The 24,838-nt window shown below is 60.5% G+C and carries 8 protein-coding genes; 7 read left to right on the top strand and 1 reads right to left on the bottom strand.

Annotated features, from left to right (window positions below; translation table 11 throughout):
* The first annotated feature begins 95 nt into the window (after positions 1-95).
* Complete coding sequence (locus EGO55_RS02540; protein WP_021689422.1) at positions 96-968, top strand: helix-turn-helix transcriptional regulator; 873 nt, start codon at positions 96-98, stop codon at positions 966-968.
* A 57-nt stretch (positions 969-1,025) separates the two neighbouring features.
* Here EGO55_RS02540 and EGO55_RS02535 read toward each other — a convergent pair whose 3' ends face one another.
* Positions 1,026-3,992: a TonB-dependent receptor plug domain-containing protein gene (locus tag EGO55_RS02535; RefSeq protein ID WP_021689421.1), complete on the bottom strand. Its 2,967-nt coding sequence runs from the start codon at positions 3,990-3,992 to the stop codon at positions 1,026-1,028.
* 1,196 nt (positions 3,993-5,188) lie between these two features.
* Between EGO55_RS02535 and EGO55_RS02530 the strand changes: the two genes are divergently transcribed.
* The 6 genes from EGO55_RS02530 to EGO55_RS02505 are packed head-to-tail and all read left to right on the top strand — an operon-like array spanning position 5,189 to position 24,820.
* Positions 5,189-18,127, top strand: a complete 12,939-nt coding sequence (locus EGO55_RS02530; RefSeq protein WP_161566003.1) for a VCBS domain-containing protein — start codon at positions 5,189-5,191, stop codon at positions 18,125-18,127.
* 22 nt (positions 18,128-18,149) lie between these two features.
* Positions 18,150-18,863, top strand: a complete 714-nt coding sequence (locus EGO55_RS02525; protein ID WP_021689418.1) for an OmpA family protein — start codon at positions 18,150-18,152, stop codon at positions 18,861-18,863.
* Between the two features lie 17 nt (positions 18,864-18,880).
* Positions 18,881-20,284: a TolC family protein gene (locus tag EGO55_RS02520; protein ID WP_021689417.1), complete on the top strand. Its 1,404-nt coding sequence runs from the start codon at positions 18,881-18,883 to the stop codon at positions 20,282-20,284.
* 29 nt (positions 20,285-20,313) lie between these two features.
* Positions 20,314-22,455 carry a type I secretion system permease/ATPase gene (locus EGO55_RS02515; protein ID WP_021689416.1) on the top strand — a complete coding sequence of 714 codons (2,142 nt, stop codon included), beginning with the start codon at positions 20,314-20,316 and terminating at the stop codon, positions 22,453-22,455.
* Entirely contained in the window at positions 22,452-23,513 is a 1,062-nt protein-coding gene (locus EGO55_RS02510; RefSeq protein ID WP_021689415.1) for a cell wall hydrolase, read from the top strand. The genes EGO55_RS02515 and EGO55_RS02510 overlap by 4 nt, the downstream gene beginning before the upstream one ends.
* Positions 23,510-24,820: an HlyD family type I secretion periplasmic adaptor subunit gene (locus EGO55_RS02505; protein ID WP_021689414.1), complete on the top strand. Its 1,311-nt coding sequence runs from the start codon at positions 23,510-23,512 to the stop codon at positions 24,818-24,820. Before EGO55_RS02510 ends, EGO55_RS02505 begins: the two co-directional genes overlap by 4 nt.
* Positions 24,821-24,838: the final 18 nt, after the last annotated feature.

Raw genomic sequence — 24,838 nt, 5'->3', positions numbered from 1 at the left:
TCCCAAGCGTTCGTTATCGCGCCATGCATGCGGCGCGGCTCTTGCGGCATGTGTAGAAGTTCTGTTCGTGGCTGTGTAGTATGCCAGAACAACCTATGACTCAGAGTGATACCCTTGGCCGGCAGCCTGACGATGCCGATGCATGGCGGCGGCGCGAACTGGCGGCGTTCCTGCGTTCGCGCCGCGTGCGCCTGTCCCCCGAAGACCATGGCCTGAGCGAGGGGCGCAGGCGGCGGACGACGGGCTTGCGGCGTGAGGAAATGGCCATGCTGCTCGATGTTTCGGTGTCGTGGTACACCAAGCTGGAACAGGGCGTGGATGTCACCGCATCACCGCGCCTGCTGGGCAAGATGGCCGATGTGCTGATGCTTTCGCCGGTGGAGCGGGGGCAACTCTTGCGGCTGGGGCTGGAGGAGCCGGGCGGGGCACCACCACCTGATGCGGACGATGTGTTGCCTTCGGTGCAGATGATTATCGATGCGATGCATTATGCCCCGGCATTCGTACTGTCATCGCGGGCCGATTATATCGCCTGCAATCAGGCAGCTCGCGCCTTCTTCGGCAATTTCGAACAGTTTGCGCAGAACAATCAGCTGATATCGCTGTTTCTTGACGATGCCGTGCGCGCGGTCCTGCCCGACTGGCAGGAATCGGCGCGCAGTCAGGTTGCGATGTTCCGCCGGGCTTTCGCGCGCAATATGCAGGACCAAGGTTTGCAGGATCTGGTGCGCACGTTGCTGGAAGGGAGCGAGGAATTCAGGGCCTTGTGGGAAGAGTATGCCTTGCCTTCAACCGCATCGCGTGATTTGCGCTATAGCCTGCCGAACGGGGAACAGGGGCACTTCCGCCATTTCACATTCTTTGCCGATCTCGAAAACCAGTTCCGTGTGGAAGTGTTCAACCCCATCGGTGACGTGACCCTGCAATGGATGATTGCGCGGGTGAATGCGGGGGACCACAACGGCTAGCGCAACAAAAAAGGGGCGGAGCATCGCTCCACCCCCTTTGCTATTCCTGCCCTGTTGTCAGAACAGATTTTCGAGCTTTGCTTCCACACCAAGGAAGAAGAACCGGCCCACGGCATCGATCGGGTAAGCGAGCGAGCCCACATCCGGCTTCTGGTTGGTGAAGTTGCGGATCCCACCGAACAGCTTGAAGCGTTCGTCATACGTGTAGCTGGCGTAGATATCGTGGCGCGCCCGTTCCTTGTACTTCTTGTACTTGGGTTCGGTGATATCGGGGTTAGCCTGCATCGTATTGTAATCGAAGCGGTAGGTCTTGCTGAACCATGCAAGGCCGTAGTTCACTGTGAACGGGCCTTTTTCCCAGGTCAGGTCAAGGTTGCCGACGAATTTGGGCCGATAGGGTTGGCCCCGTTCGTTTTCGGGTTCGGCACCCGGCATCGAAATGGTTTCCAGCTTGTCGAGGTAACCGCCGACCAGCCGAATGGAGAACATGCCCATGTTGTCGGTGGGGATGCTGTAGTCGAGCGTCAGATCGAGACCGGCCGTGTTCCAGCGTGCGACGTTACGCGGGATACGCATGAATTCGACAATCTTGCCGCTGCCCGGCTCACGGGTGATCGCTGCGCAGAACTGGTTGTCGAGCGTCGGCTGATCGACGCAAAGTTCGGCCAGATCCTGCGGTGGCGGGGTGCTGATCGCATTGGTCAGCTTGATGTTGTACCAGTCCAGCGCCACGCGGAGGCGCGGAACGGGCTGGAGCACAAGGCCTGCGGTCCAGGTCTTGGCGGTTTCTTCGCGCAGATCCTTGTTGCCGCCCAGGAACCCTGCAACAGTCGCGCTGTTGGGGTCGATGTAATTGCCCGGGTTGGCCACGCCCAGACTGGTCAGCAAGGCAAGGCAGTTCGCCTGACGCGAGGAAGACCCATTGTTCACGTTCAAGGCGGCGCAGGGATCGTCGATCCGCTGGAAATCCTGCCCGGCGGGTGAGAACAGTTCGCCGATGTTGGGCGCACGCACCGCCTGCGAATAAGTGCCGCGGAAGCTGATCGCATCGTTCACGGCCCAGAGACCGTTGACCTTCCAGGTCGTGGTCTTGCCGATGGACGAATAGTCGGAGAACCGGATGGCACCACCAACCGAAAGTTCCTTCGCCCAGGGCTTGTCCTTGATCAGCGGCACATAAAGTTCACCGAACGCTTCCCACACGTCATACTTGCCGGATTCGGGAACCAGCACGTTGGTGTAGGTCAGGCCTTCGCTGACCAGGGGGTCAGGGCGCGAAACGCTCTTTTCCTTGCGATATTCACCGCCCAGGGAAAAGCGTACAGGCCCGGCGGGCAGTTCAAACAGTTGCCCGAGATCGCCGGTAAGGGTAGCGTTGAAGACCTGTTGCGTCAGCTTGGCATGGTCAACCGTATTGACCCGGATCCAGTCGATTGCCTTTTGCGAGGGGGAACCATCGCCGAAAATGTTCAAAGGAACGCATTCGTTGGGCGAGAAGGTGAGTGGACCCGTCGGCTGACGCGACCCGTTGAAGCTGGGGAAGGGCTGATAGGCTGCCCCTTCCAGCGCAACCCGGCAGACCGGATTGCCCGCGCCGTCCTTCACCACGTCAATCGCTGCGAAGAAACGATCGTTCAACTGGTTGCCGATCATGCGATTGGCGACTTTCGTCTGGCCGTAAGTGTATGAAACTTCGTATTTCAGGTGCGAATTGATTTCGCCATCCAGCCCAACAACTGCACGGATGGTTTCGCGCTTGATGCTTTCGCCACGAACCCCGAGATCGAAGTTGTCGCGGTTCATCAGAACGCCATCGGGCAGGCCGTCGATCTCGAATGCTTCGGCCGCCAGACCCGGGATGACCTGCGCACGCACGGCGTCAGGCATGAAGGGATTGTCGACACTCAGATAGTTGTAGAAATCGAACGTCGGCTGATCGGTCGCCATGGATTTTACGTGCGCATACTTCGCTTCCACGAAGAGACGTGCGGCCGGGCTGAATTCGTAGGAAAGCAGCGCGTTCGCGATATGGCGTTCGGTGGCCGGGATGAGATTGCCCAGATAATCCGCCGTGGGCGTGCCCGATCCGTTCTGGTGATAATAAGGCGGCACGAAAAGGCCATTGTTGAACGCGGAACCATTGGGGTTCAGGTCGGGCATGCCATCGAAGTCGAGGTCGATCGCGCCACCGCGGGCGCTATCGAAGAAGCTGATGTTGCGTTGGGGGATATAGTCATAGATGTTGGGATCGTCATCCCCATCGGCGGGATTGCGATACATGCCGCGATAGTTGCTGCCGCACAGATATTTGCGATCGCAGGCTTCGAGGCGGCCTTCCTTGCCGTATTGATAGGAAATCGCGATATTGCCGCGACCTTCCGAGAAATTCTTGCCGGCCGTGATGGACAGATCGGTCTCGTCCGCATCACCCTTCTCGGACAGGCCATATCGTGCTCGTGCCGTCAGCCCTTCGAAGTCACGCTTCATGATGAAGTTGACGACGCCGGTCACGCCATCTGCGCCGTAAATCGCGGATTCACCGCCGGTTACAACGTCGATCCGCTGGATCAGATCTGTCGGGATAGTGTTGATGTCCACGGCAGCCGTGCCGGGCAAAGCCGCCACGTGGCGGCGGCCATTGACGAGCACGAGCGTGCGTTCCGGCCCGAGATTGCGCAGGTCGAGCAGATTGAGGCCCGTTGAGCCAATGAAGGCGTCCGCGCTGGCGCCCGCCAGTCTGCCGCGGGTGCCCGAGCCCACCAGAGCGGGCAGCCGGGTGAGGTACTGGGTGACGTTGGTGTCCCCCGATTCCTGAAGGGTATCCGCTGTGATGGCCACCACCGGGCTGGGGGAGCTGTAATTGGGAATGGTAATGCGCGTGCCCGTAACGATGATCAGGTCATCGCTGCTGGCGGCGTTGGTCTGATCTGGCGCTTCCTGTGCGTAGGCCGATACGCTGGTCACTGTCGCGAGGACTGCGGCTGATGAAGTGAGAAGACTTTTCTTGAAGATTAATCCATTCATGATCAAGCCCCTACATGAAGGTGAGATGAACCCACTGGGCTTAGAACGCACATGTCTGTCAATTGTGTCCCAACAAGGCGGTTTGATTCCTGTTGTGCATGTTACAGAATAGCAACATTTTGGACCTACATGGGTCATAATGTTGGGTTTTTTGTTATCGCGGAGCATTAGCATTGTCGATGCGGCTGCATTGCGCGATGCGGACCACGTCGTTCATCCAAGGGCATTGACTCGGACGTGAACCTGGCGTGGCCATCTTCTGTCCTGTGCCGTCAGGATCAAGCCGCCAAACCGAGATGGCGATCCGGTGGCCCGTCCGTGTGCGGAATGCTGGTTGCCTTCTCTGCGATCCATCCGGGTGTCGGGGCGAGATGTTGCGGGTTGGAAGGGGTCTCGGAGATCAGTTTCCGGCAATCGACGGGGCGTGCTGATTTTTAATAAGTTTCTGATAATAAAAATATAATGTGTTTTGTCGCGTGCCCGATCGTTGGCATGGATGGATCGCCGTGGCGCCCGGGGCAGCGCGCATTTTCACAATGCTTGTGTCCGCTGAAGATCGTATGAATTCCGTGATTTACACTAAATCAGAAAATCATATGTGAATCGTTATTTCGTATTCGATGTGAAATTTCAAAACATGGCGAAAGTGTTGAAGTAATGTTTTGGCGTCCTCCCGGGGTTATTTGCGGAAGGCGGCGGCCCATCGCTGCACCTCACTGGTGATGGAAATCTCCCCGAGTCAGTTAATTATCGCGGGCGATCCGCCCCGAAATGGTACAGCCGCAAGACTCGCATCTCCAAGGCGGAATCGTTCTGAGATCGCCATTGGCTTTGGATAAATCGGAAAAATACCTCGTATGTTCAATGACATAAGAATGTGAATTGCGTGTTTGACGCGATTCCGTGTGATGCGAATTTGCAGATCAAGAAGAATATTCGCCTATCACTGCGGTTATTTGGATTAGTTAACGCACTTGCGGGAATTCAGTGCGCCTGCTTTCCTCTCCTCACAGACATGAGTCGAGTCGTGCGGAAATCACGATGAGACGCAGTTGAGGCGAAATGGCGCAGAGCACGGGGCTGCAGTGTGGTCCTGGGGTGGATGGCCGAGATATTTCTAGCCGGTCCAACTCTGCACCCTCTCGCTTTGAGGCAGGCTTGTGGCCTGGCCGGAGAGATATGGGGCAGGTAGCATGATGGATTTCGATACTCCCAACGGGATCGATGGGTTCGAAACGGAAGACAACGCAGGTCTTTCGCCTTCATTGGCGGTTTTGGCGGCGGGGGCTGGCACGGGGGCGGTCATTCTGCCCGTATCCGCCGATAATGTCGTTATCCTGCCTGCAGGCGTGACACTGGACGACATCCGCGTTGTCGGTCGGGATCTGGTGATCGAGGCCGCCAACGGTGTGCGCTACATCATTCCCGAAGGCGCGGTCTATGTGCCGCAGATCGTGGTCGATGGTGTGGCCGTTCCTCCGTTGAACCTTGCAGCCTTGCTTACCGGGAACGAGCCGCAGCCAGCTGCAGGCAATCCGCAAAGTTCGGGCGGGAATTTCGCCGACCCGACAGGGCCGATCCAGGATGCCTATGCGCGCGGCGATCTGCTTCCCTACACAGAACTCCAGTTTCCGCAGCCCGAACAGCGCGAGTTGTTCCAGTTTATCGATCGGGAACCTTCGGTAGACCAGAATCCGGGTGTACAGCTCGATGACGATGTCTTGTCCGGCAATCCGGGCGGCGTGGGCGATGATGCCGACAGCGTCAACGCCACTGGCACGCTTTCCGGTTCGGGTGGTGATGGCGATCTCACTTTCGCGCTGACCGGCGCTGTCCTGCCCGAAAGCGGGGGCTTTGCCATTGCCTCGAACGATGGGCAGACCCTGATCATCAGTCAGAATGGCGTGAACGTTCTGCAGGTCGTGGTCGATCCCGACACCGGCAACTACGTGGTTACCCAGCTCGCGCCAATCCAGCATCCTGCCGGTGGTGACGAAAACAATATCGATCTGACGATCACTTACAGCGTGACCGATTCCGATGGCGATGTCGCCAATGGCACGCTGCCGATCAGCATTGACGATGACACGCCGGTTGTCGGCGCCAATGCCACCGTTCAGCTCGACGATGACGTGTTCAACGGGAACCCGGGCGGGATCGGCGACGATCCGGACAATCTCAACACCACCGGCGTGCTGTCGGGCAGTGTCGGGGCCGACAAGCCTGGCGTATTCGCACTGACCGGCGTGGTTCTGCCCTCATCGGGCGGCTTCGCGGTTGCCTCGAACGACGGCACGACCATGCTTATCAGCCAGGGTGGGACCAATGTCCTGCGCGTGGTGGTCGATCCGGCCACGGGTGCTTACACCGTCACGCAGCTTGCGCCGATTAATCATCCTGCCGGTCAGGATGAAAACAACGTCGTGTTCACCGTGCAGTACAGCCTGACGGACAGCGACGGCGATGCTGCTGCGGGCACGCTTGCCATCAACGTCGACGACGATACGCCCGTGGTCGGTGAAAATGCAGTCGTGCAGCTCGATGACGATGCGCTGACGGGCGGCATTGCCGGGGGCATCGGCGATGATGCGGATAGCAACAACGCCACGGGCACGCTCGCTGGCGGTGCCGTGGGCGCCGATCACGCGACCACCGCCTTCACGCTTTCTGGGGCCACACTTCCAGCCTCTGGCGGCTTTGCGATTGCCTCGAATGACGGGCAGACGCTGATCATCAGCCAGAACGGTACCGATGTTCTCAAGGTGGTCGTCAATCCTGCGACGGGCGACTATACTGTTACCCAACTGGCGCCTGTCAGCCATCCTGCCGGTCAGAATGAAAACAATGTCGAATTCGGCATCCAGTACAATCTGACGGATGGTGATGGCGATTCCGTCACGGGTTCGCTCACGATCAACGTGGACGACGATACGCCCACGATCGGGTTGGCGACCGACACGCGCATGCCGACGTTGACCACGGACGATACCGACACGCCCGGTTCTGTTTCGGCGGCCGTCAGCTTTGCAGGTCTGTTCAACGCCCAATATGGCGCCGATGGCCCCGGGTCACTGACCTATGCACTCAGCATCACGGGCGGGAATGGCACGGATAGCGGTCTCAACGATACGCTGACCGGCGATAACATTCTGCTGCGCCTGAATGATGTGGGCGATATCGAAGGGTATCTTGCCAGCGATCCATCGGTTGTGGCGTTCAAGATCGATCTCGATCCGGAAACAGGCACGATCCAGCTGGTGCAGAATCGTGCGATCGAACATGACGATCCCAACGATCCGCAAGAAGCTGGCGATTCCGCGGCAACGATTGCCGATGGTCTTATCGGACTGACGGCGACGATCACTGACGGCGATGGCGATCACGCCAGCGTGACCCGCGATATTACCGGGGCTATTTCGTTCCTGGACGATGGCCCGGTTCTGGTTGAGGGCAGCGTTACCGGCTACGTCGATGAAGACGAATTGCCGAACGGCATCACGGATGGCGATGCGATCACCACCGTTGCAACCGGTTCGCTCGCCAGCCTGGTCGATTTCGGTGCGGATCTTCCGGGAACCTTCGCGTTCACTACGGATCTTTCGGCGCTTGCGGATCAGGGGCTGACATCGGCTGGTGAATCGATCCATTACACGGTCGGCGATAATGGCGTGCTCTATGCCTTCACCGGCACCGGGGCGATCGGGGACGATGGCGTCCCTACCGAAGGGCTGGTCTTCAGCCTCGCAGTTACTGCGAACGGTGATTACACCTTCACCCTGCTGGCCCCGCTGGATCACCCGGAACACGATGGCAACGACGGTGAAACGCTGAGCATCGATTTCTCAGGGGTCATTCTGGCGACGGATGGCGACGGCGATTCCGTGGTGCTTGACGACCAGTTCGTGATCGTCGTTGAAGACGATGTTCCGCTGGCGGTGGATGATAGCGGCTACACCGTAACGGAAGACGCCTCGCCGAACGTGGTATCGGGCAATGTCCTGGACAACGATCATGCGGGAGCGGATGGTCTTGCACCGTCGGTCGAATGGTCGGGTGCCGACACGACCGCTATCGATGCGCTGAACACTTACGGCACGCTGGTCCAGAACGCGGACGGGACGTGGAGCTATACGCTGGACAATAGCCGACCCGCGACACAGGCGCTGAGCGCGAGCTTCAGCCAGGATTATGTCCTCCATTATACCATAGAGGACGGTGATGGCGATCCGAGCAGCGCGACGCTGACGATCACGGTCAAGGGCAGCAACGATGTCCCGACGGTGAGTGTTGATCCGGGCAATCCGGGCGGAGCGAACGATCAGGTTCTGGAATCGGGTCTTGTGGATGGTTCGACGCAGGGCACGGGTCATACCGCGACGGGGACGTTCACCCTGTCGGACCCGGATGGTCTGGCGACCTTGCAGAGCGTGACGTTCAACGGGGGCAGCCCTGTTGCACTGGGCAGCCTTGTGGGCACGACGATCACCGGTGCGCATGGCGATCTGCTGATCACGGCCTACAATCCGGCGACGGGTGTGGCGACTTACACCTACACGTTGACCGAGACCACGACGGATGGTCCGGGCGTGGAAAGCGATGTGTTCACACTGACGGTATCGGATGGGACGGCGTCATCGGCGCCAGCGACGATCACGATCGAGATTGTGGACGATGTACCCAATGCGGTGGATGATGGTCCCTACACGGTCATCGAAGACAATCCGGCGAATGTTGTGTCGGGCAATGTCATGACGAACGACCTGCACCCCAATGGTGAGCCTGGTGCGGATACGCCGGTTACCTTCGTTGGCTGGTCTGCGGGTGATGCGGCGGATATTGCGGCGCTGAACACCTACGGTACGCTGCTGCAGAACGCGGACGGGACGTGGAGCTACACGCTGGACAACAGCCGGCCCGCGACACAGGCGCTGACTTCGGCGTTCACCGGGACCTATGAGCTGGACTACACGATCAAGGATGCCGATGGGGATGAGCGCAGCGCGACGCTGACGATCATCGTCAAGGGCAGCAACGATGTTCCGACGGTGAGTGTTGATCCGGGCAATCCGCAAGGTGCGAACGATCAGGTTCTGGAATCGGGTCTTGTGGATGGCTCGACGCAGGGCACGGGTCATGTTGCGACGGGTACGTTCACCCTGTCGGACCCGGATGGTCTGGCGACTTTGCAGAGCGTGACGTTCAACGGGGGCAGCCCTGTTGCGCTGGGCAGCCTTGTGGGCACGACGATTACCGGGGCGCATGGCGATCTGCTGATCACGGCCTACAATCCGGCGACGGGTGTTGCGACTTACACCTACACGCTGACCGAGACCACGACGGATGGTCCGGGCGTGGAAAGCGATGTGTTCACGCTGACGGTATCGGATGGGACGGCGTCATCGGCGCCAGCGACGATCACGATCGAGATTGTGGACGATGTACCCAATGCGGTGGATGATGGTCCCTACACGGTCATCGAAGACAATCCGGCGAATGTTGTGTCGGGCAATGTCATGACGAACGACCTGCACCCCAATGGTGAGCCTGGTGCGGATACGCCGGTTACCTTCGTTGGCTGGTCTGCGGGTGATGCGGCGGATATTGCGGCGCTGAACACCTACGGTACGCTGCTGCAGAACGCGGACGGGACGTGGAGCTACACGCTGGACAACAGCCGGCCCGCGACACAGGCGCTGAGCGCGAGCTTCAGCCAGGATTATGTCCTCCATTATACCATAGAGGACGGTGACGGAGATCCGAGCAGCGCGACGCTGACGATCACGGTCAAGGGCAGCAACGATGTTCCGACGGTGAGTGTTGATCCGGGCAATCCGCAAGGTGCGAACGATCAGGTTCTGGAATCGGGTCTTGTGGATGGCTCGACGCAGGGCACGGGTCATGTTGCGACGGGTACGTTCACCCTGTCGGACCCGGATGGTCTGGCGACTTTGCAGAGCGTGACGTTCAACGGGGGCAGCCCTGTTGCGCTGGGCAGCCTTGTGGGCACGACGATTACCGGGGCGCATGGCGATCTGCTGATCACGGCCTACAATCCGGCGACGGGTGTTGCGACTTACACCTACACGCTGACCGAGACCACGACGGATGGTCCGGGCGTGGAAAGCGATGTGTTCACGCTGACGGTATCGGATGGGACGGCGTCATCGGCGCCAGCGACGATCACGATCGAGATTGTGGACGATGTTCCCAATGCGGTGGATGATGGTCCCTACACGGTCATCGAAGACAATCCGGCGAATGTTGTGTCGGGCAATGTCATGACGAACGACCTGCACCCCAATGGTGAGCCTGGTGCGGATACGCCGGTTACCTTCGTTGGCTGGTCTGCGGGTGATGCGGCGGATATTGCGGCGCTGAACACCTACGGTACGCTGCTGCAGAACGCTGACGGGACGTGGAGCTACACGCTGGACAACAGCCGGCCCGCGACACAGGCGCTGACTTCGGCGTTCACCGGGACCTATGAGCTGGACTACACGATCAAGGATGCCGATGGGGATGAGCGCAGCGCGACGCTGACGATCATCGTCAAGGGCAGCAACGATGTTCCGACGGTGAGTGTTGATCCGGGCAATCCGCAAGGTGCGAACGATCAGGTTCTGGAATCGGGTCTTGTGGATGGCTCGACGCAGGGCACGGGTCATGTTGCGACGGGTACGTTCACCCTGTCGGACCCGGATGGTCTGGCGACTTTGCAGAGCGTGACGTTCAACGGGGGCAGCCCTGTTGCGCTGGGCAGCCTTGTGGGCACGACGATTACCGGGGCGCATGGCGATCTGCTGATCACGGCCTACAATCCGGCGACGGGTGTTGCGACTTACACCTACACGCTGACCGAGACCACGACGGATGGTCCGGGCGTGGAAAGCGATGTGTTCACGCTGACGGTATCGGATGGGACGGCGTCATCGGCGCCAGCGACGATCACGATCGAGATTGTGGACGATGTTCCCAATGCGGTGGATGATGGTCCCTACACGGTCATCGAAGACAATCCGGCGAATGTTGTGTCGGGCAATGTCATGACGAACGACCTGCACCCCAATGGTGAGCCTGGTGCGGATACGCCGGTTACCTTCGTTGGCTGGTCTGCGGGTGATGCGGCGGATATTGCGGCGCTGAACACCTACGGTACGCTGCTGCAGAACGCTGACGGGACGTGGAGCTACACGCTGGACAACAGCCGGCCCGCGACACAGGCGCTGACTTCGGCGTTCACCGGGACCTATGAGCTGGACTACACGATCAAGGATGCCGATGGGGATGAGCGCAGCGCGACGCTGACGATCATCGTCAAGGGCAGCAACGATGTTCCGACGGTGAGTGTTGATCTGGGCAATCCGCAAGGTGCGAACGATCAGGTTCTGGAATCGGGTCTTGTGGATGGCTCGACGCAGGGCACGGGTCATGTTGCGACGGGTACGTTCACCCTGTCGGACCCGGATGGTCTGGCGACTTTGCAGAGCGTGACGTTCAACGGGGGCAGCCCTGTTGCGCTGGGCAGCCTTGTGGGCACGACGATTACCGGGGCGCATGGCGATCTGCTGATCACGGCCTACAATCCGGCGACGGGTGTTGCGACTTACACCTACACGCTGACCGAGACCACGACGGATGGTCCGGGCGTGGAAAGCGATGTGTTCACGCTGACGGTATCGGATGGGACGGCGTCATCGGCGCCAGCGACGATCACGATCGAGATTGTGGACGATGTTCCCAATGCGGTGGATGATGGTCCCTACACGGTCATCGAAGACAATCCGGCGAATGTTGTGTCGGGCAATGTCATGACGAACGACCTGCACCCCAACGGTGAGCCTGGTGCGGATACGCCGGTTACCTTCGTTGGCTGGTCTGCGGGTGATGCGGCGGATATTGCGGCGCTGAACACCTACGGTACGCTGCTGCAGAACGCGGACGGGACGTGGAGCTACACGCTGGACAACAGCCGGCCCGCGACACAGGCGCTGACTTCGGCGTTCACCGGGACCTATGAGCTGGACTACACGATCAAGGATGCCGATGGGGATGAGCGCAGCGCGACGCTGACGATCATCGTCAAGGGCAGCAACGATGTTCCGACGGTGAGTGTTGATCCGGGCAATCCGCAAGGTGCGAACGATCAGGTTCTGGAATCGGGTCTTGTGGATGGCTCGACGCAGGGCACGGGTCATGTTGCGACGGGTACGTTCACCCTGTCGGACCCGGATGGTCTGGCGACTTTGCAGAGCGTGACGTTCAACGGGGGCAGCCCTGTTGCGCTGGGCAGCCTTGTGGGCACGACGATTACCGGGGCGCATGGCGATCTGCTGATCACGGCCTACAATCCGGCGACGGGTGTTGCGACTTACACCTACACGCTGACCGAGACCACGACGGATGGTCCGGGCGTGGAAAGCGATGTGTTCACGCTGACGGTATCGGATGGGACGGCGTCATCGGCGCCAGCGACGATCACGATCGAGATTGTGGACGATGTTCCCAATGCGGTGGATGATGGTCCCTACACGGTCATCGAAGACAATCCGGCGAATGTTGTGTCGGGCAATGTCATGACGAACGACCTGCACCCCAATGGTGAGCCTGGTGCGGATACGCCGGTTACCTTCGTTGGCTGGTCTGCGGGTGATGCGGCGGATATTGCGGCGCTGAACACCTACGGTACGCTGCTGCAGAACGCTGACGGGACGTGGAGCTACACGCTGGACAACAGCCGGCCCGCGACACAGGCGCTGACTTCGGCGTTCACCGGGACCTATGAGCTGGACTACACGATCAAGGATGCCGATGGGGATGAGCGCAGCGCGACGCTGACGATCATCGTCAAGGGCAGCAACGATGTTCCGACGGTGAGTGTTGATCCGGGCAATCCGCAAGGTGCGAACGATCAGGTTCTGGAATCGGGTCTTGTGGATGGCTCGACGCAGGGCACGGGTCATGTTGCGACGGGTACGTTCACCCTGTCGGACCCGGATGGTCTGGCGACTTTGCAGAGCGTGACGTTCAACGGGGGCAGCCCTGTTGCGCTGGGCAGCCTTGTGGGCACGACGATTACCGGGGCGCATGGCGATCTGCTGATCACGGCCTACAATCCGGCGACGGGTGTTGCGACTTACACCTACACGCTGACCGAGACCACGACGGATGGTCCGGGCGTGGAAAGCGATGTGTTCACGCTGACGGTATCGGATGGGACGGCGTCATCGGCGCCAGCGACGATCACGATCGAGATTGTGGACGATGTTCCCAATGCGGTGGATGATGGTCCCTACACGGTCATCGAAGACAATCCGGCGAATGTTGTGTCGGGCAATGTCATGACGAACGACCTGCACCCCAACGGTGAGCCTGGTGCGGATACGCCGGTTACCTTCGTTGGCTGGTCTGCGGGTGATGCGGCGGATATTGCGGCGCTGAACACCTACGGTACGCTGCTGCAGAACGCGGACGGGACGTGGAGCTACACGCTGGACAACAGCCGGCCCGCGACGCAGGCGCTGACTTCGGCGTTCACCGGGACCTATGAGCTGGACTACACGATCAAGGATGCCGATGGGGATGAGCGCAGCGCGACGCTGACGATCATCGTCAAGGGCAGCAACGATGTTCCGTCCATCGGTTCTGCCACCACGGCTGTTTCCGATGAAGGATTGCCAGGCGGTCTGCCGGATTCGGCAGGCACAGTCGATACGACGGACTTGGCTGTCCGTAGCGGCACGATCACGATCACCGATCCGGATAGCAGTGCGTTGACGGTTTCGCTTGGCACGCCGTTGACGTCCCTGACGTCCGGCGGGCAGCCGATCGTGTGGGATACGACCAATCCGCAATTGCTGTTGGGCAAGGTTGGGTCGGACACCATTATCAGCGTCTCGATCAACAACAGCGGCAACTACACCGTCACCCTGCAGGGCCCGATCGATCATCCGAATACGACAGTGGAAGATGCCCTGTCGCTGGTGGTGCCGGTTTCGGTCAACGACGGTACGACGACAGTTACCAACGCCACTGCGCTGACGATTGGGCTCGAAGACGATGCGCCGATGGCCTTGGCGCCGCTTGGGGCGACACTGGCCAATGTCGCGGGATCGTCCGTCTATCAGTGGCTCGACACGGATAGCGACGTCGACAACAACTATGGCGGTGATGGTCCTGGGAGTGTGATCTTCACGCAGGCGACCGTTACGGCGTTGCAGGCCCGGGGCCTGACCTCTGACGGGCAGGCGCTGACCTATACGATTTCGAACAATGGCACGGTGTTGACGGCAGAAAAGCCGGGTGGTGCCGATGTGTTTATCATCACACTGCAACCTGCGGGCCATGCGGACCAGTATCAGGTGCAGATGGTCGGGAAGCTGGATTCTCCGAAAACCATCGATTTCGACAGCGCTGGAATTAATCCGTTCGGTGCGAATGTTGCCTGGGCTGGCTTCGTCTCTGCTGGCGATAACAACAGTCAGGATATTCTTGTTACGCCTATCAAGGTGGTTTCCGGTGTTTGGAGTAACGGAGGCTCTGTCAATTCCAATAACAATGAATTTGGTAATGGCAGCGGGAATGCGGTGGATGCGAATGAAGGTGTTCGTATCGATTTTGTGGTCGATCTGACGGGGTCTCCGGCAAACGGCAACAATTCCTACGATACGGTCGGTAACCGGAATCACGTGTTCGATGGCCATTACAATGCGAATGGCGCATCTGCTTTTATTCCGACAGCATCGGGTAGCGTTTCAATCCGGCTTGTTGCACGTGACGACACGGATACGAACAATGTTGTGGGCGATGGTTCGCCGGATCCCATTACACAAGTTTCGATCAGCTATAATAATCAAACGCAGATTGTGTCCGGGAACGGGAGTTATACGGTGGGTGGACATGTGTTCACCGTGAGCAATTTTGCGACCGGGACGCCAACCGTTGCAGGCGTTGATGCCGGCACTCGTTTGGGGGCGTTTACTTCGGACGGGTACACCAGTCTGGAATTCCAGAATGTCGGCTCGGGGTCGTTCAAAGTCTCGGATTTCGGCGCGGTTGTGCAGACGGAAGATCCCGTCAATTTCAACGTTCCGGTGACCATTGTCGACGGTGATGGGGATACTGCGAGTTCGTCGATTTCGATCACCACGGCATCGCCGGCGCTGGTCGTCGGTTCCGCGGAAGGCGATGTTACCGGGCAGGCCGCCGATCACGTGGTGCCCAACCCGCAGGGTGCGGTCGACGGCGCCATTCAAGGCACGGCGTTCGATGACAAGCTGGTGGGCGATCCGGGTGCGGTTACCGTTTCCCAGGGCCAGTCGGGCAATATCGTTCTGGTGCTCGACAGCTCGCAGAGCATGACCGAGAACATTTCCTTCAACAACACTACGATTTCGCGTTTGCAGGCGATGAAGAACGGCACCAATGCGCTGATCGATAGCCTGTCGCAGTCGGGTGCGCAGAATGTTCGCATCACGGTTATCGAGTTCGATACCAATGCCAACAATCTCGGCACTTTCGACCTGATTGTGAACGGGGTGGTGCAGACCGCCAATATCACTGCGGCCAAGGCAGCGGTGAACAGCATTGTGGCGGACGATTACACCAATTACGAGGCTGCAATTCAGGCGGCCTATAACTGGATCACCGGCAATAGCGGCAACAACGATCTGCCGAATGCGAATGTGAACAAGGTCGTGTTTGTATCCGATGGCGAGCCGACCGCCTGGGTCAACAGTAACAACGGTAACAGCACGGATATTAATGGTGCGACGCGCGCCATGGCCGAATTGCTGGGAACGTGGGGCGGAGGCTCGGGCTCGGGCAACGCAGCAGACAGCACCAACGACGTCAACAATGTGCTGGGCACAGGTTACACCATTGATGCGATTGGCATCAACGTGGGTTCCCAGGCCCTGACATATCTTGGCAATGTCGAGGACGGCAATGCTTCGGGCGGAACGGGCGCGGCGCTCAATGTGACGACGGCTGAACAGCTTGCTGCGGCCTTGGCCTTGCTTGGCGGTTCCAGCGAACTGTCCGCCGCGGGCAATGACACAATCAATGGTGGTGACGGGAACGACCTGATCTTCGGGGATGTCCTGTTTACCGATACCCTTGCCACGCAGTTGGGTGTCAATCTGCCCGCCGGATCGGGTTGGGCCGTGTTCCAGGCGCTGGAAGGGCGGTCGAACAGCGAATCCCAGGACCCGGCCGGTAACGGCGGTGACTGGACCCGTGCCGATACGATTGCCTACATCCAGGCCAATGCCAATGCTCTGGCGCAGGAAAGCGGCCGTACCGGCGGTAACGACACGATCAATGGTGGTGCCGGAAACGACACCATCTACGGTCAGGAAGGCAACGACACCATCAACGGTGGTGACGGCGATGACCTGCTGAATGGGGGTTCGGGTAACGATATCCTGGTCGGCGGTATGGGGAATGACACCCTGACCGGCGGCGCAGGCGCTGATCAGTTCCGGCTGCAGAGCAATGGTGGCACCGACATCATCAAGGATTATGTCGATGGCACAGACAAGATCGGTTTCTTCGACAACGGGGGCAACACCGCAGGCAGTGTGAATTTCGCCAACACCACAGGCTCTGCGGCGGGAACGACGCTGAACGCTGCGGATCTGGCGACGATCACCAATGTCTCGAACATGACCGGTTCGCACGATCAGCGCGTGCTTGTCGTGCAATCGGCTCAAACCGAAACGCAGATCACCAGTGCTTCGATTTCGGGTGCGAACAACAATTATGTGATCGTGTACAACTCGACCAGCGGTCGCGGTGAAATCTGGTTCGATGCGGACTGGGGCACCACCGCCGATCGTGTGAAAGTCGCCACGCTGGACAATGTCACGACGGTGGGCGGTGTCACGGCGATTACAAACGCCGATATTGTGGTCTACAGCACGGCGGCTGTTCCCATTGTGCTCGATCTCAATGGCAATGGCGTGGAGTTCGTGTCGCTTGATGCGGGCGTGCTCTATGACTACGATAGCGATGGCCTGCTTGAGGCGACAGCCTGGGCCGGTGCGGATGACGGTATCCTTGCCTTCGACGCCAACGGCGATGGCCGGGTCAGCGGAACGAGCGAGTTCGTCTTCGGCGGCAATGGGCAGACCGATCTGGAAGCGCTGGCCGCGACATTCGACACCAACCATGATGGTGTGCTGGATGCACAGGATGATGGCTGGGCGAAGTTCGGGGTGTGGCAGGATGCCAACCAGAACGGTGTCGCCGATGATGGTGAATTCCGGCTTCTTTCCGATCTCGGGATCACCCGGATCGGCCTGACATCCGATGGGCAGGCATACGAAACCGCCGATGGCGATGTGCGGGTGGCGGGCACGGGTTCCTATACCACGGCTGACGGGTCCGAAGCGGCGCTGGCCGATGCGGCATTCGCAACGCGCCAGACCGAACTCGCCGTGGTTGCCGCGGCGGCCGGGGCTGTGCTGGTCGATGCGGCACAAGACATCCCGTTGGTCCCGGGCACACCGGAACCGGAACAGCAGGCTGGCGTGGCAGAGCCGGATAGCACTGTGCAAAGTCTGGCGGTGGCGGATGACAGTTCGCAGGACAACGGCCCGGCCGATACCCTGCTGACTGACGATCTGAGCGATGCGGCGCTCGATACGCCGGAATCCGGCCTCGACACTGTGGAAGACGATGCGCCGGTGCAGTTTGCCGCAGCGGACAGCAGCGACGATGCCAGCAGCACGGATGTGGGTGGCAATGCGGCCGATGCCGACAACGCCGTCTTCGCCGATGCCGGCCAGCCCGGTAACCCGCCTGCCGATGACATGGCTGTGATGGATGGCCTGCTGATGCTGGCTGCCAACGATGCGGCACCGAAAGATGCGCCACCTGAAGGCGCGGCGGATGCCGTCAAGGAAGCGGTTGGCGAAGTGGTGCAGCAAGCGAGCATCGATCACCTGCTGGATACCATGCTGGGCGATGCCGGGCCGCATCCGGCGGCTGCGGACAGCGCGGGGCATAATGGTGGGGAAACCCAGCTTGCCGCCTTGCTCGATCAGGGGACCGGTGACAGCGCGTTTGTCTTCGCCGGCATGAACACAGCAACGAATGACGATGATCTGCACGCCTTGGCGGCAGCTCAGGCTTGAAGCGAATAATAGGGGCATGCTTATGAAACGCAGGAAGATCAACGGTGTGTTGGGTGCGGTGGCGATTGCCATCGCGTCCGTTCCGACAATCGCCATGGCGCAATCGGCAGGGGCAGACCTGCTGGCGCTGAACGGAAGCCAGTTGCGAAGCGAATTGCAGAGCCGATACGACGGTGCGCTGGCGGCCACGCGTGACCCTGCGGTCGTTGGCGCCAATGATACCCGGTATCTCTGGGCATCGGAAGCCAAGGTCCAGTGCGGCATTGCCATCGGTTACATGAAATCGTCGACCAAGGATGAGCCGAGCGTGCGCAAGTGCGGTGATGCCTATGCGCGGTATAACCAGACGCTTCTGCCACCGGCACCCGAAGTCGTCGCAAACGTACCCAATGCGGCCTGTGCCAATCCGATCGCCGGAACCGTGTTCTTCGATTTCAACGCCGATGTGGCGCCGATTGAAGCCGGGCAGACCGTTGATGCGGTTGCCAGTTCGTTTGCCAATTGTGGCTGGCGTGGGCTGGCGGTTGCCGGGCATACCGATCGCTCGGGCAGCGACGCCTACAACAACGCGCTGTCCATGCGCCGCGCACAGGCCGTTGCCACGCTGTTGCAGGCCCGCGGTATCAATCCGAACGCACTTGCCGTAACGGCCCATGGCGAAAGCGAACCGCGCGTACCGACACCTGACGGAGAGCGGAACCCGCAAAACCGTCGTGTCGAAATTACGGCTAATTGAGAGGAATGGGGGCATTTATGGTCAAGAGCAAACTCGCTAGCCTGGCCGCAGTAGCACTGCTGTGCGGCGCATCGACGCCGGTACTGGCACAGGCTCAGGGGCAGGCGGTTTCCATGCGCGATGCGATCGCCGTGGCGATGGAATCCAACCCGGAAATCCTGCAGGCGCAGATGAATACCGAGGCAATCCAGGCCGAGCGCAAACAGGCCCAAGGCCTGTTCGCGCCGCGCGTTACGCTGGATGCGTCGGCGGGCGCGCGCCGTCTGGAAAACGCCACCCGGCGCAATCTGGGCATTTCGGATGACTGGCTCTATCCGCTTGAAGCGGGGCTCAACGCGGAATGGGTGGCCATCGATTTCGGCCGCCGTCGCGGGGAACTGCTGCGGCAGGCGTCCCGGGTAGACGGCGCATCGCTGCGGGTGCTGGAACGGTCGCAATATGTGGCGCTCCAGATCGCCCGCCAGTACCTCGATATCCTGTTGCAGGAACGTGTTCTGGCGGCATCGCAGGATAACAGCGCGTTCCACCGTTCGCTGGTGAACGATCTGGCTGAAGGGGTCCGTCAGGGCTCGATCAGCATCGCGGATCAGCAGCAGGCGGAAGAACGCCTTCAGGCGGCCATCGTCCGCGAGGAAGAAGCTGCCGAAACGCTGAAGGACGCCAGGATTTCGCTGCGCACCCTGACGGGTCTGGATATCGATCAGGTCGTCCTGCCGCCGCAGCTCGCTGCATCGCTCCCGCCGAGTGAGGCGCAGGCCATCAATCTGGTGCGTACGCAGAACCCGAAAGTGTTGGAAGCAACGGCCGATGTCGATGCCGCCAATGCACTGGCGAAATCGGCCAAGGGCGATCTCTATCCCGAAATCGGGCTCGATCTGCGCGGCCGTGTCGGTCAGGATATCGACGGCTTCAAAGGCAATGCCAACGATGTGCAGGGCCGCGTGTTCCTCCGTTGGGATATTTTCGACGGCGGGATCAACCGGGCCAAGCTGCAGGAAATGGTGCGCCGCGCCAGCGAAGCACGGTTCCGGTTGCATCAGGTTCAGCGTCAAGCCGAGGAAGACGTGCGCATTGCCTGGACGGCCATGGAAAGCCGCGCCAACATCGTGCGCGCGCTGGAATCGCAAAGCCGCGTGACCGATGATCTGCTGTTGTCCTATCGCAGTCAGTTCAATGTCGGACGGCGTTCGCTGCTGGACGTGCTGGATGCGCAGAACACCCGCTACAATGTGCAGGTGCGGCTGGAAACGGCCAAGTTTTCGCAACTCTTCGCTCAGTATCAGACGCTGGCTTCCACCAATCAGTTCATTGGTGCGCTCAATGTGTCTCCGGGTACGGGCGCGGGCATGAACGAACGGGAACGGTTCAACTACGGTCCGCCGGTTCCTGCTGAATTGCAGCGCCGGGTTTATCCCAAGTAACCCCGGCGAACTGAAGAAAGCGAAAACGCGTGCACGACGAAGGCTTGCGCGACGGCACGACGCCGTCCGATCCCCTGTTGGCTTGTATTGCCGAACTGGCCGATCATTTCGGTCTGGCATTCTCGCCGACGCTTTTGCTGACGCTGGCCCGCGATGATGCCGGGCGGTTGCCGTTTCATCAGGCAGGGCCGGCGCTGGAACTGATCGGGCTGAATTTCGAAGCCGTCGAAGGCCGTAAGCTCACGCATCAGCCGGATAATTGCCCGGCGTTGATCGCATTGCAGGGCGGGCAGGTTGCCATTGCCTATGACATGAATGCGACCGATGTGCTGATCTGGCGTCCGGGCGCTCGCGAACGGGTGTGGCTGCCGCATGCGGCGGTGGCGGAAGAGTTCGCGGGCGGGTTCCTTTCGGTTTACGGCGATCCGAGCAGCCTGCGTGAACGCGAGGTGCCGTGGCATTCGAAAGGGCGCCACCACTGGTTCTGGAGCGAACTGCGCAAGGAACGCGGGGCGTTTCGCCCAGTGCTTCTGGCATCGCTGCTGATCAACCTGCTGGCGCTGGCGATGCCGTTGTTCACCATGAACGTCTATGACCGGGTGTTTCCCAACCGGGCTTCGTCCACGCTGTGGGTGCTGGGTGTCGGGGTGCTGCTGGCGTTCGCCATGGAATATGCCTTGCGGCAGGCGCGCACCAACGTGATCGATCAGATCGGGCGGCGGCTCGATCTCAAGCTTTCGCAGAAGATCTTCGGCCGTGTGCTGGCGACGCCGCTTTCGGCGCGGCAGGGCAATACCGGGGCACTGGCCGCACGGGTTTCCGAATATGCCACCGTGCGCGATTTCTTCGGTTCGACCACCATCGTGCTGATTGTCGACGCGGTTTTCCTCGTGCTGTTCGTGGCCGTGATTGCCTTTATCGCGGGCTGGCTGGCCATCGTGCCGCTGACCGCCATTCTGGTGATGGGGTTGATCGGATATCGGCTGCAGGCCAGAGTCGTGGAAGCGGCGCAGGACGCGCAGGCTGATCACGGCCTGCAACAGACGCTGCTGGTGGAATCCATCGCCGGGATGGAAACGCTGAAAAGCATGGCGGGCGAAGGCGGGATGACCGGCCGCTGGTACCGTCTGGCGGAAATCGGCACGTATTCCCAGCAACGGCTGCGCAAGATTAATGCCACGGCGGTCAGCCTTGCATCCACCTGCCAGCAGGTTTCCAACATCGCACTGGTTGTCGGCGGGTATTACCTGTTCGACGCAGGCGAGATCACTATGGGTGCGATCATTGCCATTGTCATGCTGTCCTCGCGTTCGCTGGGGCCGGCGGGGCAACTGGCCTTCCTGCTGACCCGGGGGCGTCAGGCGAATGAAACGCTGGAAAGCATCGAACGGCTGTTCGATGCGGAGGACGAACGCCGTCAGGGTAGCCAGACCGTGCCACCGACCGTGCGTTCCGCCTCGATCCGTCTGGAAAATCTGGAATTCGGTTATCCCGATGCGCCGGTCGCGGCGCTGGATGGCCTGAACCTGACGATTACGCCGGGCGAAAGGATTGCCGTGATCGGTCGGGTCGCGTCGGGCAAGTCCACGCTGGGGCGCCTGCTGTGCGGCCTGTATCAGCCGACCGATGGCACCATGCTGGTCGACGGGATCGACAGCCGCCAGTACCGTCCGCACGATATCCGTTCGGAATTCCGGTTTGTCGGGCAGGATGCCAATCTCTTCACCGGCACGGTGAAAGACAATCTCACGCTTGGTCGCCATGATCTGGGAGACGAGGCGCTGATTGATGCCCTGCGCACCACGGGCGCGGAACAGTTCCTGTCGCGCGATGCGGGTGGTTTCGACCGCCTTGTCGGCGAACATGGCAGGCGCCTTTCGGGGGGGCAACGGTCCTTCCTCGCGCTGGCCCGGGCATTCGTTTCTCCGTCCAAACTGCTCTTCCTCGACGAGCCGACCGGGGCGATGGACAGCCAGACCGAGAAACTCTTTGTCGAACGGTTGTCCCAATCTCTGACACCTGGTCAGACATTGGTTATTTCCACCCATAGACCAGCACTTTTCAGCCTGTGCGATCGCCTGATCGTACTGGACAAGGGCCGTGTTGTCGCTGACGGTCCGAAGAATGAGATCATCGCTGCAACAGGCAATGCTGAAAGGCTGATGCCATGAACGCCACTGTCATATCCAATCATCCGCGCCCGCTGTCTTTTGCCGGGTTCGGGTCGCGGCGCATGTTCTGGCACGCCGGTTATGTGCTGACGTTCGGTTGCGCGCTGGCGCTGGCCGGGTCCACCCGCCTGACGCACAGCGAAGCGCAGGCAGCGGTCGGTATTCTTCCGCAGCAGGCCAAAATGCTTGCTGCGATGACGAATGGTGAACAGGGGCGTGTCGTCAGCAAAGGCGACACGGCGCGGGAACGCAATGCCCTCATACCCGTGTCCAGCCTGCCGGTAGAACGGCCGGGCGCCCTGTTCACCATTCCATCAGGCACGCCTGCTTACGAAACGGCGCTGCGGTGCCTGTCGCAGGCGATTTACTACGAAGCCGCGAACGAGCCGATTACCGGCAAGCGGGCCGTGGCGCAGGTCGTGCTCAACCGGCTGAAGCATCCCGCTTATCCCAATTCGGTCTGCGGCGTGGTCTACGAAGGCAGCAACAGGCCGGTGTGCCAGTTCAGCTTCACTTGCGATGGTTCGCTGTTGCGCGCACCTGGCGGGCCGCGCTGGGCGGAATCGCGGCAGGTTGCCGAAGCCGCTCTGGCCGGGCAGACGGAGCCGCGCGTCGGCACCGCCACGCACTATCACGCGGATTACGTCTTGCCGCGTTGGGCCTTCACCTTGGCCAAGATCGAAAAGATCGGCGCGCACATCTTCTATCGTTTCCCCGGCGGGTGGGGGCGGTCTTCCGCATTCACCGATCGCTGGACCGGTTCGGAGCATATCCCGCAGCTCGATTATGCCCGCCTGCAGAATGCCCTCGATCACCGGATGGATGATGGAAGCAGTGTGGCCTTTGTTCCGGGCCTGACCGTCGAAGCGCATATCAGCGATCGCCACGCCTCGAACGATGTTGGCGGACGGATCGATACGACCAAGCAATGGCGCCTGACGATCCCCGATCCGACCCATGTCAGCCAGGGCTATCGTACGACGATGGCAGGGCAAGGTGCTGCTCAGGCGCCTGCGCCTGCCTCCGCCCCTGTTGCCGCGGAGACTGTGCAGCCGTGACTGAAGAAGGCGTACGCCAAAGTGGTTTCCGCGCCCGTTTGCGGGCAATGCGCAAGCAGTATGACCAGTGGGACGCCAGCCGCAAGCTGATAGCGGTCTGCGCGGGGGGCATGCTGGTGCTGACGGTGTGGGCCAGCCTGGCCACGGTCGATGAAATCACCCGTGGCACGGGCAAGGTCATCCCCACCAGCAAGGCCCAGCTTGTCCAGCCATCGGAAGCTGCGGTGGTGAAGGAAATTCTGGTGCGTGGCGGGCAGTCGGTAAAGCGCGGGCAATTGCTTGTGCGGCTGGACGATGCCGAAGCCTCATCCGCGCTGGGCCAGTTGCAGACCGAGAACGAACGCCTGTCGGTGCGGGCGGAACGGCTGAAAAGCGAAGCGTCCGGCCAGCAGCTTGGCTGCGAGGAAGGGACGGTTTGCGCCGACGAACGCCGCCTGCAGCAGGTGCGCGTGGCCACGGCCCGCAGCCGTGAAAGCGCGCTGGCCGCCGCCGTGGAACAACGCCGCCGCGATCTGCGCGAAGGCGAAGCAACCGCTGGTGCGCTGGCCAATTCCGCACGGCTGGCGGGCGATCAGGTGCGTATGCTGGAACCGCTGGCAGCGAAAGGGATCGTACCGCAGACCGAACTGCTGACCGCGCAGCGCGAACTGGTGGATACGCAAGGCCGGCTTGCAGCCGCGCGGCAGGGTGTGGCCCGTGCTCAGGCCGCCGTACGCGAAGCCGAAGCGGAACTGAGCAGTTCGCGGCTCGACTTCCAGCAGCAGGCGTTGAGCGAACGCAGCGAGGTCGAAACCAAGATCGCGGTGAACCAGCAGACCATTCGCGGCGCGGCCGCGCGCAAACAGCGCAACGAATTGCGTGCGCCCGCCAATGGCGTGGTCAACGATGTGCAGATTTCCACGGTTGGCGGCTTTGTCGGTCCCGGTGAAAAGCTGATGCAGATCATTCCGGTAGGCGACAAGCTGCTGGTCGAGGCGCGGGTCAGCCCGCGCGATATCGCCTTTATCAAGGTGGGCGACCGGGCGAACGTGAAGGTTACCGCCTATGATTTCTCGATATATGGCGGCCTGACCGGCAAGGTGCAGCAGGTTTCTGCCGACAGCATCTATGACGAGGTGCAGCGCGAAACCTATTACACTGTGGTGGTGGAAACCGATCGCGCCTTCATTGCCAAGGGCGGGCAGAAGTTTCCGATCGTGCCAGGCATGATATGCGACGTGGAGGTCATTACCGGCCGCAAGAGCATTCTGTCCTACCTGTTCAAGCCGGTGACCAAGGGGCTGAGCCAGGCGCTGACCGAACGTTAGACGCGCCCGGATTGCCTG

The sequence above is a fragment of the Caenibius tardaugens NBRC 16725 genome (genome assembly GCF_003860345.1).
GTDB classification, from domain to species: Bacteria; Pseudomonadota; Alphaproteobacteria; order Sphingomonadales; family Sphingomonadaceae; genus Caenibius; species Caenibius tardaugens.
Note: the sequence above shows the minus strand (reverse complement) of the source record. Positions and strands in the feature narration are given on the sequence as shown.